We start from the raw sequence: 15,483 nt of genomic DNA on the forward strand, positions 1-15,483 counted from the left end.
AAGGTAGGGCTCGGTTCAATGTCGACTGAGATCGCACCACTGACGGGAGAGGCCACCCTGGCCCATCTCCTGCGCGACGAGGTCTTCGTCGCGGGCGACTGGCGCACCGGAGCCGGAGACGTCATCGAGTCCGTCGACCCCGCCAATGGTCGGGTCTTCGCCCGCATCCACGGGGCCACCGTCGACGACGTCGACGAGGCCGTGGCCGCCGGCGAGCGGGCGGCCGTCGAGAGCGGCTGGCGGGCCATGGCACCGCACGAGCGCGCTGCCGTGCTGCGTCGCATCGGCGAGGCCATCGAGCGCCGGACGGACGAGGTCTCGGCCCTGCAGACGCTGGACACGGGTAAGACCCGTGGGGAGACGAGCGCCCTGGCCCGCAGCGCCGCCGGTACCTTCTACTACACGGCCTCCGCCCTGGAGACGCTGGAGGACCAGGTGACCCCGCGGCGGGGGCCGTACGTGACCGTCGCGACCTGGGAGCCGGTCGGGGTCGTCGCCTCGATCACCCCGTGGAACTCGCCGATCGCGAGCGACGCCCAGAAGATCGCTCCCGCTCTTGCGGCGGGCAATGCCGTGGTGGCCAAGCCCCCGGTGTGGGCGCCGTGGGTCACCCTCCTGCTCGCCCGGATCGCCGAGGAGGCCGGCCTGCCGGCGGGCCTGCTGTCAGTGCTGCCCGGCCCGGGTCGCACCGTCGGCGAGGCGCTCGTCGCCCACCCCGACGTCGGCAAGCTGACCTTCACCGGTGGCACCTCGACCGGGCGTCACCTCGCCCACGTCGCGGCCGACAAGCTGATGCCGACGACTCTCGAGCTCGGTGGCAAGTCCCCGACGATCGTCTTCGAGGACGCCGACCTGACCCGGGCGGTGGCCGGCATCCTCTTCGGGATCTTCTCCTCGAGCGGGCAGAGCTGCATCGCCGGATCACGGATCTTCATCCAGCGCTCGATCTTCGAGGATGTCGTCGCCCGCCTCGTCGAGGCGACCCGTCGTCTCCGGGTGGGGCCGGGTACCGACCCGCGTACCCAGGTGGCGCCGCTGATCACCTCCAGCCACCGCGACCAGGTCGCGGCCATGGTCGATGCGGCCGTGGCCGATGGCGCCCGGGTGCTCGTCGGCGGCGAGGTCCCGCAGGACCCGGCGCTCGCGGACGGGGCCTACTACCTGCCCACCCTCCTCGGTGGCGTCGACAACTCGGCGCCGATCTGCCGGGAAGAGGTCTTCGGCCCGGTGGCGGTCGTCCTGCCCTTCACCGACGAGGAGGACCTCATCGCCCAGGCCAATGACAGCGAGTACGGGCTCGCCAGCGGGGTCTGGACCAGCGACTACCGACGGATCCACCGGATCGCCCGAGCACTCGTCGCGGGGACGGTCTACGTCAACACGTACAAGCAGTTCAGCATCTCCACCCCCTTCGCCGGTGTCCGCGACAGTGGTCTCGGAGTCGAGAAGGGGCGCGAGGGCATCCGTTCGTACATGCGCCAGAAGTCGATCTACGTCGACCTCGGCGAAGAGCCACTTCCCTGGGCTGCGGAGCAGGCGCGTGCGGTCTGCCAGCAGCCCGTCAACACCACCCAGGCCTGACGGCCCGATCAATAAGGAGTAGCAGATGACCCAGCAGACCCAGCAGACCGAAGACCAGCTGCAGCCCGGCGACGACCTCGAGCAGCTCATCGACTCCTGCCTCGCCACCCGGGAGACCCGCCTCGAGGACTGGGACGCGCTGGCCTTCCAGGCCGACGCCAAGGGCGAGCAGTTCCGTCGGGCGCAGATCCGCTACGTCGGCTCCGGCGCCACCGGCAACTTCGACGGTGACAACCGGATCATCCCGGCGCGCGGGTTCACCTTCTCCAACATGCGCCTGCCTGCGGGCGCGGTGGGCCCCGAGCACACCCACGGCGACGTGGAGGAGGCCTTCTTCGTCCTCGAGGGGCAGATCGACGTGAGCGTCCACGACGTGGCCGACGGGAACAAGACGGCGACGCGCACCCTCGGGTACCGCGACATCATCGTCGTGCCGGCCGGGGTGCCGCGCAGCCTGGCCAACAACACCGACGAGGACGCCCTGTTCTGCGTGATCATCGGCACCCGGAAGCCGCAGCTGCCGACCTACCCGGAGACCTCCGAGATGTACGGCGTGACCCGCTGAGACGATGACCGTCGGCCGCCAGGGCCGGTACGAGGAGAGCAGCCAGCATGAAGATCGGTTCGGAATCGAGCCAGGTGCTCCGTGTCCACCAGAAGACGTGGGAGGCACGCGGCGTCACGAGCGTGACCCTTGTCCACCCCGAGGGGGAGTCGCTGCCCCGGTGGGATCCGGGTGCCCATCTCTCGCTGCACCTGCCGGGTGGGCTGGTGCGCGAGTACTCGCTGTGCTCGGACCCCGACGACACCTCCCGCTGGAGTGTGGCCGTCCAGCGTGCCCCGGACTCCCGGGGCGGCAGCCGGCTCATCCACGAGGAGCTGCAGATCGGTGACGAGATCCTCGTCGACGGTCCGCGCAACCTCTTCCAGCTCGACGAGGAGTCGCCACGTCACCTCCTCGTCGCCGGGGGGATCGGCATCACCCCGATCGTGGCCATGACGCGGGCGCTGCAGGCGAAGGGGGCCGACTGGCACCTGCTCTACACCGGCAGGTCCAGGGAGGTCATGGCATTCGTGTCGGAGATCAGTGCCCTGCCCGCGGACCGGGTGACGGTCCACGTCGACGACGAGACGGGTGGTTTCGCCGACGTCTCCGGCGTCGTCGGCGGGGTGGGCGAGGAGACGGTCGTCTACTGCTGCGGCCCGGCCGCACTGATGGAGATCGTGGAACTCTCGGTGCCCGACACCTCCCGGCTCCGCCTCGAGCGCTTCCGCGCCCCGGAACCGCCGACCACGGACGAGGAGTCCACCGACGAGTCCTTCGACGTCGTGCTGGAGAGCAGCGGCGAGCGGGTCCACGTCGGCGCGGAGACCTCGATCCTCGATGCCCTGGCCGAGGCCGGCCACGACGTGCCCTTCTCCTGCACCGAGGGGATCTGCGGCACGTGCGAGACCGGTGTCGTCTCCGGGGAGATCGAGCACCGGGACTTCCTGCTCTCCGAGGACGAGAAGGAATCGGGCGACACGATGTGCATCTGCGTCTCCCGGTGTCGTGGGCCCGAGCTCGTGCTCGACCTGTGAACGACAAGACCGACGAAGGAGTCCCACGATGAAGTACTGCGATGAGCCGGTCGTCACCCTTCGCGGCCTGCGCTCGGTGACGTTGCGCGTTCCCGAGGTGGTCACGGCCAAGGACTTCTACACCGAGGTGTGGGGCCTGGGCGTCAGCGAGGAGGACGGCGACCAGTTCTGGCTGCGGGGGACGGGCGAGGACCACCACATCCTGAAGCTGGAGTCGCACGAGGCCAACGCCATGGGCGGGGTCTCCTTCGCGGTGGGTACCCCGGCCGAGGTCGACGAGGCCGCGCGTCGTCTCGTCGCCGGCGGGATCCCCCTGCTGCAGGAGCCGGGCCGGCACGACGCGGCCGCCGGTGGCTACTCGACGAGCTTCGTGGACCCCGAGGGTCGGGTCGTCGAGCTCGCCAGTGAGGTGAACGCCGTCGTCCACCAGGACCGGGACGGTTACCCGAGCGTGCCGCGTCAGCTGGCGCACGTCGTGCTCAACACCGTGGACATCGAGGTCGCCACGCAGTTCTACACCCAGGTCCTCGGCATGCGGATCTCCGACTGGTCCGAGCGCCAGATGGCCTTCCTGCGGTGCACGCCCAAGCACCACGTCATCGCCTTCAACCAGGCGCCGTGGACCTCCATCAACCACGTGGCCTACGAGCTGACCAGCATCGATCACTTCATGCGGGGCGTCGGCAACCTCAAGGTCCACGGGATCGAGCCCCAGTGGGGCCCGGGCCGTCACGGTCCGGGGAACAACACCTTCTCCTACTTCACCGACCCCGCCGGACTCGTCTGCGAGTACACCTCGGAGGTCCAGGAGATCAACGAGGACACCTGGCTCTGCCGCACCTGGCGTCGCACCCCCGAGCTGTCCGACCAGTGGCGCACCGCGGGGCCGCCGACGTCCGCGATCCGGTCGGCGATGGCCGGCACGCCCGACTTGGGGGCCCGTGCCCGGGTGGAGGCCCGGCCGGGGTACTTCCTCGAGGAGCTGCGTTCCGGTGTCGAGACCCCGGCCGAGCGAGCATCGAAGGGCAGGTTCTGATGACCGTCATGAGTGACACCACCAGCTCACGGTTGCGCACACCGAGCGGGACCTCCTTCGTCGAGTTCCTTCCGGACGGCCCCGTCACGCGGACCGTCGTCCTCCTGCACGGCATCGGTGGCAGCGCCGCCACCTGCACCGACGTCGCGGACCGGCTCGCGGCCACGGGGGCCAGAGCACTCGCCTGGGACGCCCCCGGCTACGGGAGGTCCCGTGACCCCTTCGCCGGCGCCGACCTCGTCGACCAGCTCGCGAGCTCGCTCACCGCGTTGCGGCTGGGCCCGGTGGACCTCATCGGGACCTCGTGGGGCGGTGTGCTCGCCACCTGCCTCGCCCACCGGCGACCGAGCCGGGTGCGCTCCCTCGTCCTGGCCGACTCGACGCGCGGGTCCGCGGTACGTGACGAGAAGGCCGCCGCCATGCGGGCGCGCGTGCCCGAGCTGGAGTCGCACGGTGCGGAGGAGTTCGCCGCCCGTCGGGCCGGCCGGCTCGTCTCCCCCCACACGGACGAGGAGGTCGCGCTGCGCGTGCGGCAGCAGATGGCCCGGGTCCGGGTCCCCGGGTACCGGGCGGCGGCGGAGTTCATGGCCAGCACCAACACCGAGGACCTCCTGCCGGGGATCGGCGTGCCCACGCTCGTCCTCGTGGGCGAGGACGACGTGGTCACCGGGGTCGCGGAGTCGCGGCTGCTGGCCGAGCGGATCCCCGGAGCCACGCTGACGATCATCCCCCGGGCGGGGCACACGGCCATCACCGAGCGCCCGGACGAGTTCGCCCGTGCCGTGCTGGACTTCTGGGGCGACCGGGCATGAGCGAAGGGCGACTCGTCGTCATCACCGGTGCCGCTCGAGGCCTCGGCCGGGCCATCGCGCAGCGCTTCGCCGAGGACCGCCTCGTCCTCGGCGACGTCCGGGCGGAGCAGCTCGAGGAGACCGCCGAGGCACTGCGGGCCACCGGCACCCGGGTGCACTCGGCGCCCCTGGACGTCGCCGACCGCTCCTCCGTCTCCTCGTTCGCGCGAGTCGTGGAGGAGCTCGGCGGCGCCGACGTGCTCGTCAACAACGCCGCCAAGGCCGATGGTGTCGGCGGTGACTCCTTCTGGGAGCTGGACGAGGAGCGCTTCGAGGAGCTCGTGCAGATCAATGTCGCCGGTACCTGGATGATGAGCAAGCACCTCGTCGGCCCGATGCTCGAGCGCGGGTCGGGAGCGATCGTCAACATCGCCTCGGACGCCGCCTTCTACGGATCACCACGACTCGTCCACTACGTCGGGTCCAAGGGTGCGGTGCTCGCCATGACCCGCACGATGGCCCGCGATGCCGGGCCCCACGGGGTCCGGGTCAACGCCGTCGCACCCGGTTTGACCCGGGTCGAGGCCACCGAAGGGGTGCCGGCGGACCGCTACGCCCTGTACCGGGACAACCGCGCCCTCGCGCACGATCCCGAGCCGAGCGACGTCGCCGACGTCGTCCACTTCATCGCCTCCGAGGCAGCCGGATACATGACGGGGCAGGCCCTCGTCGTCGACGGCGGCTTCGTCATGCCCACCTGATCGAAGGACACGATGGATCTACAGCTCACCGACAAGGCGGTGCTCGTCACGGGCGCCAGCTCCGGGGTCGGCCTCGCCGTCACCCGGATGTTGCTCGCGGAGGGGGCCCGCGTCATCGCCGTGGCCCGGGACCCCGGCCGCCTCGACACCGCGATGGCCGCGCTCGAGGACCGCGACCGGATCCACGCGGTCACCGCCGACGTCACCGACCGGGTGGCGGTCGAGTCCGCCGTCGCGTCGGGCGCCGAGCACTTCGGCGCCCTGGACGCGGTCGTCTGCAACGCCGGCCGGTCGCTCATGGCCCGGATCGGCGACACGAGCGATGAGCAGATCCGAGAGGAGCTCGACCTCAAGGTCTTCGGGGCCTGGAACGTCATCCGTGCGGCACGGCCCCACCTGGCGGCCTCGCCGGTCGGCGCCGTGGTCAACACCAATGCCATCCTCGCCAAGCAGCCCGAGGGCAGGCTCGCCATCACCTCGGCGGCCCGCGCCGCCCTGCTCAATCTCAGCCGCACCCTGGGGGAGGAGCTGGCGCCCGAGGGGATCCGGGTCAACTCGGTCAACCTCGGCCTCATCGACACCGGCCAGTGGCGGCGTCGCTTCGAGACCTACCGCAGCGAGGGTGGCGACCTGGACTACGACGCCTGGAGTGCCGAGATCGCGGCGGACCGCGGCATCTCCCTCGGTCGCTTCGGCAATGCCGACGAGGTCGCCTTCGCCATCGTCTCCCTGCTCAGCCCCCGTGCCTCGTACATCACCGGCGCGCACGTCGACGTCGGCGGAGGAGTGACCCGACAGCCATGACACAGACCCGGGAACGGACCACGGCGCCCCAGACCGCCACCGGCGGTGATGTCCTCGTCGAGGTGATGCGCCGCCACGGCATCACCCACGCCTTCGGCGTCATCAGCATCCACAACCTCCCGCTCGTCGAGGCCGTCTCACGCGAGCTGACCTTCGTCGAGGTCCGCCACGAGGCCGCGGCCGTCAACGCCGCGGACGCCTTCGCCCGGGTGACCGGCGGGGTGGGCGTGGCCCTGACGAGCACCGGCACCGGCGCCGGCAATGCTGCCGGGGCGATGCTCGAGGCACTCACCGCCGGATCGCGTGTCCTGCACGTCACGGGTCAGGTCGAGGCCGAGTGGATCGGGAGCAACCGTGGGGTCATCCACGAGGTGCCGGCCCAGCTGGAGATGCTCACCGCGATCTCGAAGGGGGCCACCCGCGTCACCGCGGCCACCGACTCGGCCCGGGTACTCGAGGAAGCGGTCACGACGATCCTCACCGCGCCCCACGGGCCGGTGTCCGTCGAGTGGCCCACCGACCTGCAGTACCTCGCGCGCCCGGGCACCCAAGTGGAGGCCGACGCCCTCACCGTGCCGGCAGCGGTGGACCCGTCCGTGGACGAGATCGACGCTGCCGCACGGCTGCTCGCGGCTGCCCGCCGGCCGGTCATCTGGCTCGGTGGCGGTGCTGCCGGAGCCGGCGCGCAGGTGCGGCAGCTGGCGCACCGATGGGGTGCGGGCATCCTCACGAGCAACTCCGGGCGGGCGATCGTCCCCGAGGACGACGACCTCGTCGTCGGGAACTTCGCGTCGACGCCGCAGGGCGCGGCCCTGCTGGACGAGGCGGACGTCCTGCTGAGCATCGGCACCCACTTCCGCTCCAACGAGACCCGGACCTACTCCCTTCGCCTGCCGCAGCAGCACGTGCAGGTCGACGTCGATCCCGCCGCCATCGGCAGGGTGCACCCGGCCACGGTCGGGATCCGGGGCGACGCCGCGACCGTCCTCGACGCGCTCCTGGAGCGACTGCCGGATGCACGCACCGAGCAGGGGTGGGCCGACCGTGCCCGGGAGGTGCGCCGGGAGGTCCGTGATCAGCTCACCACCTACATCGGTGGGTATGCCGAGATCTGCCGGGAGCTGCGCGACCAGCTGCCCCGCGAGTCCGTCGTCGCCCGGGACGTGACGATCCCCTCGAGCCAGTGGGGCAACCGCCTGCTCGAGCTGTACTCACGCGAGACCAATGTCTTCCCCCTCGGTGGCGGGATCGGACAGGGCCTGGCCATGGGCGTGGGGGCCGCAGTGGCCCGTCCCGAGGTACCGACGGTCGTCATCGCAGGTGATGGCGGCGTGTCCGTGCACCTGGGGGAGCTCGCCTCCCTTCGCGGGGTCGGCGGGCACTGCTGCGTCATCGTCTTCAACGACTCCGGATACGGGGTCCTGCGCAACATGCAGCAGGCCAATGGCCTGGGCCGGGAGGGCGTCGACCTCTGGACCCCCGACTTCGCGGCGCTCGCGCAGTCGATGGACATGCCGTACTGGCGGACCGGCGGGCCGGACAGCTTCGGCCCCGCGTTGCGTGAGGCGCTGGCGACCGGCGGTCCGACGCTGATCGAGGTCGACGTGACCGCCCTCGACCCGGTTCCCGGGGCGTTCACCCCTCCCGTCCACATCCCCGAGCCCGAGGAGCGGCCATGATGCAACAGCTGAGCAGTCCAGCGGCGCTGGCGGGCGCCGACCCCGGGACCCCACCCGAGGGAGTGGCGGCCATCCGTGTCCGCGCCGGGGACCGGGACGCCTGGGCCGCCGATGTGGCCGAGCAGCTCACGCGGAGTGCCCACGTCATCGCCGTGGGCGAGGACGTGCAGGGCGCGCTCGTGCTCGCTGCCGAGCATGCCGAGCACGTCGTCTCACTCGTCCTCATCGACCCCCGGGTGGACCTCGATGACCCGCGGCACGCCGCGACGATGGACCGGGTCGGGGTACCGACGCTCGTCATCGCGTCGGCACCGACCGAGACGACGCCCATCGACGAGCCGCAGTCCATCGCGGGTGGCGTGGACAACGGGGTCTTCGTCGTCATCGACGGCGCCGCCGCACCGACCTTGGCCAACCGGCCCGAGTCCGTCCTCGAGTGGTCCTCCGCCTTCATGGAGATCGCCGAGGGGCTGGCCGAGACCCGCACCGATCTCATCGTGTCGAGCGACGATTTCTGAGGAGGATCACATGTCGCAGTACCTCGAGGTGCACCAGACGCACCCTGACCCCTTCACGCCGTACGAAACCAAGCTCTCCGGTTCGATCATGGAGGTCTTCCGTAGCGGGGTCCACGACCTGCCCGGTCTGGTCTCCGGTCTCAACGACCTCGGGATCCACGCCCCGGACGGGTCCGAGTGGACCGAGGAGAGCTTCCGATCCGAGATGCGCAGGATGGGTGACTGACATGACGACGACCGCACAGACCAAGACGACCGCCCCGAAGGGCAGGCCCCGCCACGCGGTGGGGACGCGCCGCACGCTGGATGCCGGGGAGCTCGCCGCATTCGGGCTGCGGGACCGGTGGTACCCGATCCTGCCCTCCCACATGCTCCAGGTCGGGTCGATGCAGAAGGTGACCCGCCTCGGGGTCGACTGGCTGCTCTTCAGGGACGCGACCGGACGGGTGCGCATGCTGGAGGACCGCTGCCCCCACCGCAGCGCGCCGCTGTCGGCCGGTCAGCACCTCGGCGACCGGGTCGCCTGCCGGTACCACGGCGTCCAGGTCGACGGCGAGGGCACCGTCGTGTCGGTGCCGGGCATGCCCGGGTGCGCGCTCGAAGGCCGTCGGGCGACGGTCTCCCTCGAGGTCGCCGAGGCGGCGGGGGCGATCTTCGCCTTCGTGCCGCTCACCGAGGACAGCGAGCCGACCCCCTTCGTCCTGCCGGACCGGCTGGACAGCGAGGAGCACTCCCACTTCCTCAACTACGTGGAGTGGGCGGGACCCTGGCGCTTCTACATGGACAACGTCCTCGACCCGATGCACGGTGCCTTCCTGCACCGTGACTCGCACTCGATGAATGCCGGCGGGACCTCCGCGCGCTTCCGGATCCGGGAGACCGAGCGCGGCTTCTTCTTCGAGAAGACCGATCAGCGCGGCAAGAACTTCGACTGGGTCGAGTTCGTCCGTGGGTCGATGGACCACGTCGACCTCGAGATCCCCTACGGCGACGAGGCAGGACCCGGTGGGCCCTTCGGCATCGTGGGCATGTCCGTGCCGATCGACGACCAGAACGTCGCCGTCTTCCACTGGCGCACCCGCAAGGTGCAGGGCTGGGAGCGGGAGGTGTGGCGCTTCCTGTACCGAACTGCATTGGAGGAGAAGCACTTCAACGTGCTCGAGCAGGACCGCAGCGTGCTGGAGATCCTCGCCGGCGACGCCGACACCCACGAGCACCTCTACCAGCACGACCTCGGTGTCTCGCGGATCCGGCGCCTGTACAAGTCCGACGCCAAGGCGCAGGCCAAGGTGTTGGCCGGGGAGGCATGAGCCGGACCGGGTCGGTCGAGCAGGACGGTGAGCTCATGCTCACCGTCCTGCTCCGGCACGACCAGTCACAGCACCTCGAGCAGATCCAGTCCCAGCTGGACGAGCGCGACTGGTGGCACGGGTTCCCGCCCGAGGGCTGCGAGATCGTCTCCTGGGTCGTCGCCATGGGGATCGGTCAGATCGTCACGCTGCGTTTCCCCGCCGACCGGCTGGCGGCGGTCAACGTGGAGCTCGAACGCCGGGCCTGGGGCGTCTTCCGCACGGAGTTCTACCCGACGTACGACTTCCTGCCGGTGCGGGAACGTCTCACCCGTGAGTCCGATGCGCGCCGGGAGGCACCGTGAGGATCGTCGCCGAGTCGGTCCCCGAGCCACCGCGCGAGGGGATGTTCAGCAATGCCGTCGTGCGCGGGGACCGCTTCTGGACCTCGGGCATGCACGCCGGGGGACGTGGCGGCCCCGTCGGCGGTGACGACCCGTATGGGCAGGCCCGCGAGGCCTTCCGGCGCGTCATCGAACTCGTCCGCGCCTGCGGGGCGCGCCCCGAGGACGTCACGGTGCTGCGGATCTACCTCACCGATGTCGCCGACAAGGCGGAGGTCGGGCGTGCCCGCGGTGAGTTCTTCACGGGGGAGATGCCGTGCTCGACCCTCGTCGGGGTGAGCCAGCTCGTCGATCCCGGTCTCAAGGTGGAGGTCGAGGCGGAGGGCGTCATGACGCCCCGCGACACGAAGTGAGAATTACTTCAGCACTTGACTTTTAAGTGCTGAATGAAATCCTTTGGGGAACCACGTCGAAGGAGACCCCCGTGCCAATCCACAGTCGCCGCGCTCTCGCGACTTCCCTCGCCGCGCTTGCCTCCGTCGCCCTGCTTGCTGCGTGCGGAGGACCCGACTCCGGTGAGCCCGAGAACACCGACTCGGTGACCGTCCGGACCGACGTCTACTTCACGGGTGCGGTCCTCCCCCTGGTCGCCGGCGTGCAGAGCGGGATCTTCGAGAAGCACGGCCTGACCGTCGACCTCAAGGAGGGGACCGGATCGGCAACCACCATCCAGACGGTCGCGAACGGCTCCGACGACATGGGGTATGCAGACGCGGCCACCATGGTCCAGTCCGTCGGACAGGGGATGGACGTCACGATGGTCGCCGGAATGGTTCAGGAATCGCCCCTGACCGTCATCACCCACAAGGACTCGGGTATCGACTCGCCCTCGGACCTCGAGGGGAAGACCGCTGGCTACTCGCCCGGGTCTGCTGCGGAGCGACTCTTTCCTGCCTACGCCGAGGCGGAGGGGTTCGACGACAGCAAGGTGACGTTCCGCAACGTGGACGTCCCCACTCGCACCCAGCTCTTCCTGAGTGGCAAGACCGACTTCACGTTCGGACTGACCAATGTCAGCCTGCCCAACCTGGAGACGGCCTGCGACTGTGAGCTGAAGACCTTCACCTATCCCGACTCCGGCGTCCAGACACTGAGCGCCGGCATGGTTGTCGGTGACAAGTTCCTCGACGCGAACCCTGAGACGACGAAGAAGTTTCTGGCAGCCCTCGAGGAGTCGGTGGAGTTCGCGAACGAGGACACCGACAAGGCGGTCGACGCCTTCTTCAAGATGGACAAGGACAGTCAGCTCTCGCCGGAGCAGGTCGCCCAGCAGTGGAAGAACTCCGAAGAGCTGTTGCACACGAAGGCCACCAAGGGCCAGGGGTTCGGCTGCACCTCGCAGGAGGACTGGGCGGGGACCATCGAGCTCATGGAGAAGTACGGCGACCTCTCCGAGGGGGCCGTGACGGAGTCGGACGTCGCCACGAACGAGTTCCTGCCCGGTGACTGTGACGACGACCTCGGGGGCGGGAAGTGAGTCGCCCGACGGTGGACGGCGCAGAACCGTATGTCGATTTCGACCGTGTCGAGAAGAGCTTCCGGGCGAAGGGCGGCAAGGTCGTCGCCCTCGAGGCGCTCTCGATGTCGATCGACCAGGGGGAGTTCGTCGCGATCGTCGGACCCAGCGGCTGCGGCAAGAGCACGTTGCTGCTCGCGCTCGCGGGCCTGACGACGCCGACCAGTGGTGCTGTCCGGCTGGAGGGCGCGACAGTGGCGGGCCCGGTGGTTGATGCCGGTGTGGTGTTCCAGAACGCTGAGCTGCTCCCGTGGCGGACGGCGCTGGAGAATGTCCTGCTGCAGGCGGAGGTGCGAAAGCTGTCGAAGGCTGAGTACACCGAGCGTGCCCGTCAGCTGCTTGCGGATGTTGGTCTGGCAGGTTTCGAGGACCACTATCCCGATGAGCTCTCCGGCGGGATGCAACAGCGGGTCTCGCTGTGCCGCGCTCTGCTGCACGACCCGTCGATCCTGCTCATGGACGAGCCGTTCGGTGCTCTCGACGCGATCACGCGCGACCAGGTGCAGATGGACCTGCAGAGCCTCTGGTTGAAGTCCCGACGCACCGTCTTGTTCATCACGCACAGCATCGAGGAAGCGGTCTTTCTCGCAGACCGTGTCATCGTCCTCTCGCCTCGTCCGGCGACCATCGCCGCCGACATCCGGGTGGACATGTCGCGCCCCAGGCATGTCTCCGATCGTGGGGCCGCGGAGTTCACGGCCTATGTGAACGAGATCCGGGAGGAGTTCGGAAAGCTGGGAATCTTCTCCGACCGTGATCCGGCCGGCGGAGGAGAGGAGTGACCATGACGGTGACCGCTGACAGCCAGCCACGCCACCGAGCCTCCGGAGCAACTCGCCGAGAGTTTCTCGGTCGAGGCGGGGAGATCATCCGTGGCGCGTGGCCCGCCCTGACTCTCATCGTCGTGATCCTCGCTGCCTGGCAGACGATTTCGAGCGTCGGGCTCGTGGAGGAGTACGTCCTGCCCGCGCCGTGGGACATCGCCACGGTGATGGTCGGTGATGCCGATCTGTTCTGGAGGGCCTCGGTGCCGACACTCACGGCCATCGTGGTCGGCTTCGCCCTCTCGGTGGTCATCGCGCTGCCGATTGCCATCGCCATGGTGTACAGCCCCCTGCTGCAGAGGGCGATCTACCCGCTCCTGGTCCTCTCCCAGGTGGTCCCCAAGGTCGCCCTCGCGCCCCTGTTCATCATCTGGTTCGGCTTCGGCACGGCACCGAAGGTGTTCATGGTGGTGCTGATTGCCTTCTTCCCGCTGGTGGTGGACGCCGTCGTCGGCTTCCAGGCCGCACGCCCGGAGAGCCTCATGCTCGTCCGGTCCATGGGCGCGAGCAGGTGGCAGGCCTTCTGGAAGGTCCGTTTTCCGTGGGCCCTGCCGAGCATCTTCGCAGGCGCGAAGGTCGCTATCACCCTCGCGGTCGTCGGGGCGGTCGTGGCCGAATTCGTCGGTGCGGACACGGGTCTGGGCGTTGTCATCACCCAGGCGCGGGGAAACCTGGACACCCTGACGGTCTTTGCCGGTATCGGCTTCCTCTCGCTCATCGGGCTCGCCCTGTTCGCCTGCGTGGGCATCCTGGAGCGCCTGCTCGTCCGCGGTAGTCGTGGCGGTCGGACGTTCGAAGCCGCTGGGTCGTTGTGAGGCTGCGGAACGTCGACATTCCCGAGTTCTAGGGTCGGGGCATGGACTCAGAGCCCCACGAGGATTCCGTCGAGCGCGTGGTCGGCGAGTGGAGAGCGCAACGGCCGGATGAGGACTTCACCGCCATGGCTCTCTTCGGACGTCTGTCGCGCATCGTCATGGAGCAGCGGGCCATCTTCAACCACCGTCATGATTCGGTCGGGTTGACCCTGAGTGACTTCGACGTGTTGGCCACGCTCAGTCGGGCGCCGGGCAACACCCTCAGCGCAGGCGAGATCGCCAATGGTTCCCTGCTCACCCTGGGCGCGGTGAGCATGCGTATCGATCGCTTGGCACGTGACGGCAAGGTGACACGGTCGCGCAGCAGTGAGGACCGGCGCATCGTCCTGGTGAGTCTGACCGATCGGGGCCGCGAGTTGATCGACGGCATCCACCCCTGCCACGTCCAAGCCCTGGGGCGGCTGCTGGCCGACCTGAGCGCAGAGGAGCTGGCAGCGCTGGGCCCTCTCCTTCGCAAGGTGGAGATGTCCATCCAGGCCCACGGGGCGGAGGCGCGGGAGTACCCGATGGGTGTGGAGCAGCAGGACTCCGGGGGGTGAGGCCCGACGCACGTCCGGTGCGCGTCACCCTCGCCCACGCGGGGTGGACAGGTTGATCTGCTGCAGGTCGTGACCGACGGTGATGCGTCCCCGGTAGGTGGATCGCACCGAGCGGTGCCAGGTGGCATCGCTGACCTCGCGCGGGTCCCCCGGCCCGATGTGCGACAGGGCGACGTGGCGGGCGCCGGCATCACGTGCCACCCGACCCACGTCCTCAGGGGTGGTGTGGGAACTGGCGAAGAAGTCCAGCAGTTCCTGCGGGTACCCGGCCTCCGCGTAGTAGGGGATGTGCATGACCTCGTGGACGAGCAGGTCCGCGTCCTCGGCCAGCCGCACGACATTGTCCGACTTCGTGGTGTCACCGGACAGCGCGATCACGCCGTCGTCGGTCTCGATGCGGTAGCCGTAGGAGGGGTAGACGGGCGGGTGGTCGACGAGGGTGGCGCTCACCCGGACACGGTCGTCCTCGAAGACCACGAAGGGATCCATGCGGGGGGCGTAAGGGCCGGTCGGGGACGAGCCGACGGCGTCCGGCGGCATGACGTCGGTGGCCTCCATGAGTGAGGGCAGTCCCGCGCGTGAGTTGTAACGGGTGCGGATGTTGAGGTCGTAGGCCCACGCGTCCACGGCACCCGCAAGCAGCTGGGTGGTCCCGGGCGTGGGGTTGTCGGGGTTGGCCAGCGGGGCTGGTGTCGTCCCCGGTGTGGTCGCCGGGAGACCGCCGGCCTCACCCGGACCGAAGACTTTCACCGGCGAGACGATTCCGTGGCCGCCGGTGCCCCAGCCAAGGAGGAAGAGGTTGAAGAGGTCGGCAGTGTGGTCGGAGTGCAGGTGGGTGATGAAGGTGGCGGTCAAACCGGCAGGATCGACGCCCGCCTGGATGAACTTGCGGAGGGTTCCGTAGCCCGTGTCGACGAGGTACGAGCGGTCACCGACGACGAGGAGGGTGGCGCAACCCTGTCGGCCTGGCTCGGGATACGGTCCGGCGGCGGTGCCGAGGAGGACCACCCGGGTCCGAGCCCCGGGCAGGTCGCCGCTGAGGGTCGTCGCATCCGCTGGGGCCGGTCGCCCCCGGCCGCGTCCTGCGGCGGCCGGCGGAGCGCAGCACAGGGCGCCGGGGGCAGCGGCCGCGGCGGCCACGCCGCCCGCCAGCAGGGTCCGGCGCGTGGGAGTGGTCGGACGCATGGGGCTCCTTGGGGGCTCGGTCCCGCCGTGCGGCACCATTGCCGTCTGAGTCGTAAGAGATTGAGTGCTAAGGAAAATACTGAACAGAAGTCGCAGCGTC

General features: G+C 69.7%; 18 protein-coding genes. 17 read left to right on the plus strand and 1 reads right to left on the minus strand.

What is annotated here, in order from left to right:
• Nucleotides 1-18 precede the first annotated feature (18 nt).
• The 17 genes from JCO01S_RS05745 to JCO01S_RS05825 all read left to right on the plus strand — a co-directional run bounded on the left by JCO01S_RS05745 (nt 19) and on the right by JCO01S_RS05825 (nt 14,198).
• A complete protein-coding gene (locus JCO01S_RS05745) occupies nt 19-1,581 on the plus strand; it encodes an aldehyde dehydrogenase (RefSeq protein ID WP_068252135.1) in 1,563 nt (520 codons plus the stop codon).
• A gap of 25 nt (nt 1,582-1,606) precedes the next feature.
• A complete protein-coding gene (locus JCO01S_RS05750) occupies nt 1,607-2,146 on the plus strand; it encodes a cupin domain-containing protein (RefSeq protein ID WP_068252138.1) in 540 nt (179 codons plus the stop codon).
• A gap of 47 nt (nt 2,147-2,193) precedes the next feature.
• Complete coding sequence (locus JCO01S_RS05755; RefSeq protein WP_068252141.1) at nt 2,194-3,162, plus strand: PDR/VanB family oxidoreductase; 969 nt, start codon at nt 2,194-2,196, stop codon at nt 3,160-3,162.
• 28 nt (nt 3,163-3,190) lie between these two features.
• Nucleotides 3,191-4,198, plus strand: coding sequence for a VOC family protein (locus tag JCO01S_RS05760; RefSeq protein ID WP_068252144.1), 1,008 nt, complete (start codon nt 3,191-3,193; stop codon nt 4,196-4,198).
• A gap of 8 nt (nt 4,199-4,206) precedes the next feature.
• Nucleotides 4,207-5,010, plus strand: a complete 804-nt coding sequence (locus tag JCO01S_RS05765; RefSeq protein ID WP_084342677.1) for an alpha/beta fold hydrolase — start codon at nt 4,207-4,209, stop codon at nt 5,008-5,010.
• The gene (locus JCO01S_RS05770) at nt 5,007-5,750 is read left to right on the plus strand and encodes an SDR family oxidoreductase (RefSeq protein ID WP_068252150.1); all 744 of its coding nucleotides are present in this window, start codon (nt 5,007-5,009) and stop codon (nt 5,748-5,750) included. Before JCO01S_RS05765 ends, JCO01S_RS05770 begins: the two co-directional genes overlap by 4 nt.
• 12 nt (nt 5,751-5,762) lie before the next feature.
• Complete coding sequence (locus JCO01S_RS05775; RefSeq protein WP_068252153.1) at nt 5,763-6,554, plus strand: SDR family oxidoreductase; 792 nt, start codon at nt 5,763-5,765, stop codon at nt 6,552-6,554.
• Nucleotides 6,551-8,233 carry a thiamine pyrophosphate-binding protein gene (locus JCO01S_RS05780; RefSeq protein WP_068252156.1) on the plus strand — a complete coding sequence of 561 codons (1,683 nt, stop codon included), beginning with the start codon at nt 6,551-6,553 and terminating at the stop codon, nt 8,231-8,233. The genes JCO01S_RS05775 and JCO01S_RS05780 overlap by 4 nt, the downstream gene beginning before the upstream one ends.
• The gene (locus tag JCO01S_RS05785; protein WP_068252159.1) at nt 8,230-8,751 is read left to right on the plus strand and encodes an alpha/beta fold hydrolase; all 522 of its coding nucleotides are present in this window, start codon (nt 8,230-8,232) and stop codon (nt 8,749-8,751) included. The genes JCO01S_RS05780 and JCO01S_RS05785 overlap by 4 nt, the downstream gene beginning before the upstream one ends.
• Before the next feature lie 10 nt (nt 8,752-8,761).
• Nucleotides 8,762-8,977 (plus strand): recombinase-like helix-turn-helix domain-containing protein, encoded by a 216-nt coding sequence (locus tag JCO01S_RS05790; RefSeq protein ID WP_068252162.1) that lies wholly within the window; start codon nt 8,762-8,764, stop codon nt 8,975-8,977.
• A 1-nt stretch (nt 8,978) separates the two neighbouring features.
• Nucleotides 8,979-10,061 carry a Rieske 2Fe-2S domain-containing protein gene (locus tag JCO01S_RS05795; protein WP_068252166.1) on the plus strand — a complete coding sequence of 361 codons (1,083 nt, stop codon included), beginning with the start codon at nt 8,979-8,981 and terminating at the stop codon, nt 10,059-10,061.
• Nucleotides 10,058-10,405 carry a hypothetical protein gene (locus JCO01S_RS05800; RefSeq protein ID WP_068252169.1) on the plus strand — a complete coding sequence of 116 codons (348 nt, stop codon included), beginning with the start codon at nt 10,058-10,060 and terminating at the stop codon, nt 10,403-10,405. The genes JCO01S_RS05795 and JCO01S_RS05800 overlap by 4 nt, the downstream gene beginning before the upstream one ends.
• Entirely contained in the window at nt 10,402-10,797 is a 396-nt protein-coding gene (locus tag JCO01S_RS05805) for a RidA family protein (protein WP_218002228.1), read from the plus strand. The genes JCO01S_RS05800 and JCO01S_RS05805 overlap by 4 nt, the downstream gene beginning before the upstream one ends.
• Nucleotides 10,798-10,868: 71 nt before the next feature.
• Nucleotides 10,869-11,921: an ABC transporter substrate-binding protein gene (locus tag JCO01S_RS05810; protein WP_169796899.1), complete on the plus strand. Its 1,053-nt coding sequence runs from the start codon at nt 10,869-10,871 to the stop codon at nt 11,919-11,921.
• 11 nt (nt 11,922-11,932) lie between these two features.
• Nucleotides 11,933-12,742 carry an ABC transporter ATP-binding protein gene (locus JCO01S_RS05815; RefSeq protein WP_245634341.1) on the plus strand — a complete coding sequence of 270 codons (810 nt, stop codon included), beginning with the start codon at nt 11,933-11,935 and terminating at the stop codon, nt 12,740-12,742.
• A 2-nt stretch (nt 12,743-12,744) separates the two neighbouring features.
• The gene (locus tag JCO01S_RS05820; RefSeq protein ID WP_068252177.1) at nt 12,745-13,599 is read left to right on the plus strand and encodes an ABC transporter permease; all 855 of its coding nucleotides are present in this window, start codon (nt 12,745-12,747) and stop codon (nt 13,597-13,599) included.
• Nucleotides 13,600-13,640: 41 nt separating this feature from the next.
• Nucleotides 13,641-14,198, plus strand: coding sequence for a MarR family winged helix-turn-helix transcriptional regulator (locus JCO01S_RS05825; RefSeq protein WP_068252179.1), 558 nt, complete (start codon nt 13,641-13,643; stop codon nt 14,196-14,198).
• Nucleotides 14,199-14,222: 24 nt separating this feature from the next.
• Here the strand turns inward: JCO01S_RS05825 and JCO01S_RS05830 are convergent, their stop codons facing one another.
• Complete coding sequence (locus JCO01S_RS05830) at nt 14,223-15,383, minus strand: MBL fold metallo-hydrolase (RefSeq protein WP_084342671.1); 1,161 nt, start codon at nt 15,381-15,383, stop codon at nt 14,223-14,225.
• Between the last annotated feature and the right edge of the window lie 100 nt (nt 15,384-15,483).

It is taken from the genome of Janibacter corallicola NBRC 107790 (assembly GCF_001570965.1).
Lineage (GTDB): Bacteria > Actinomycetota > Actinomycetes > Actinomycetales > Dermatophilaceae > Janibacter > Janibacter corallicola.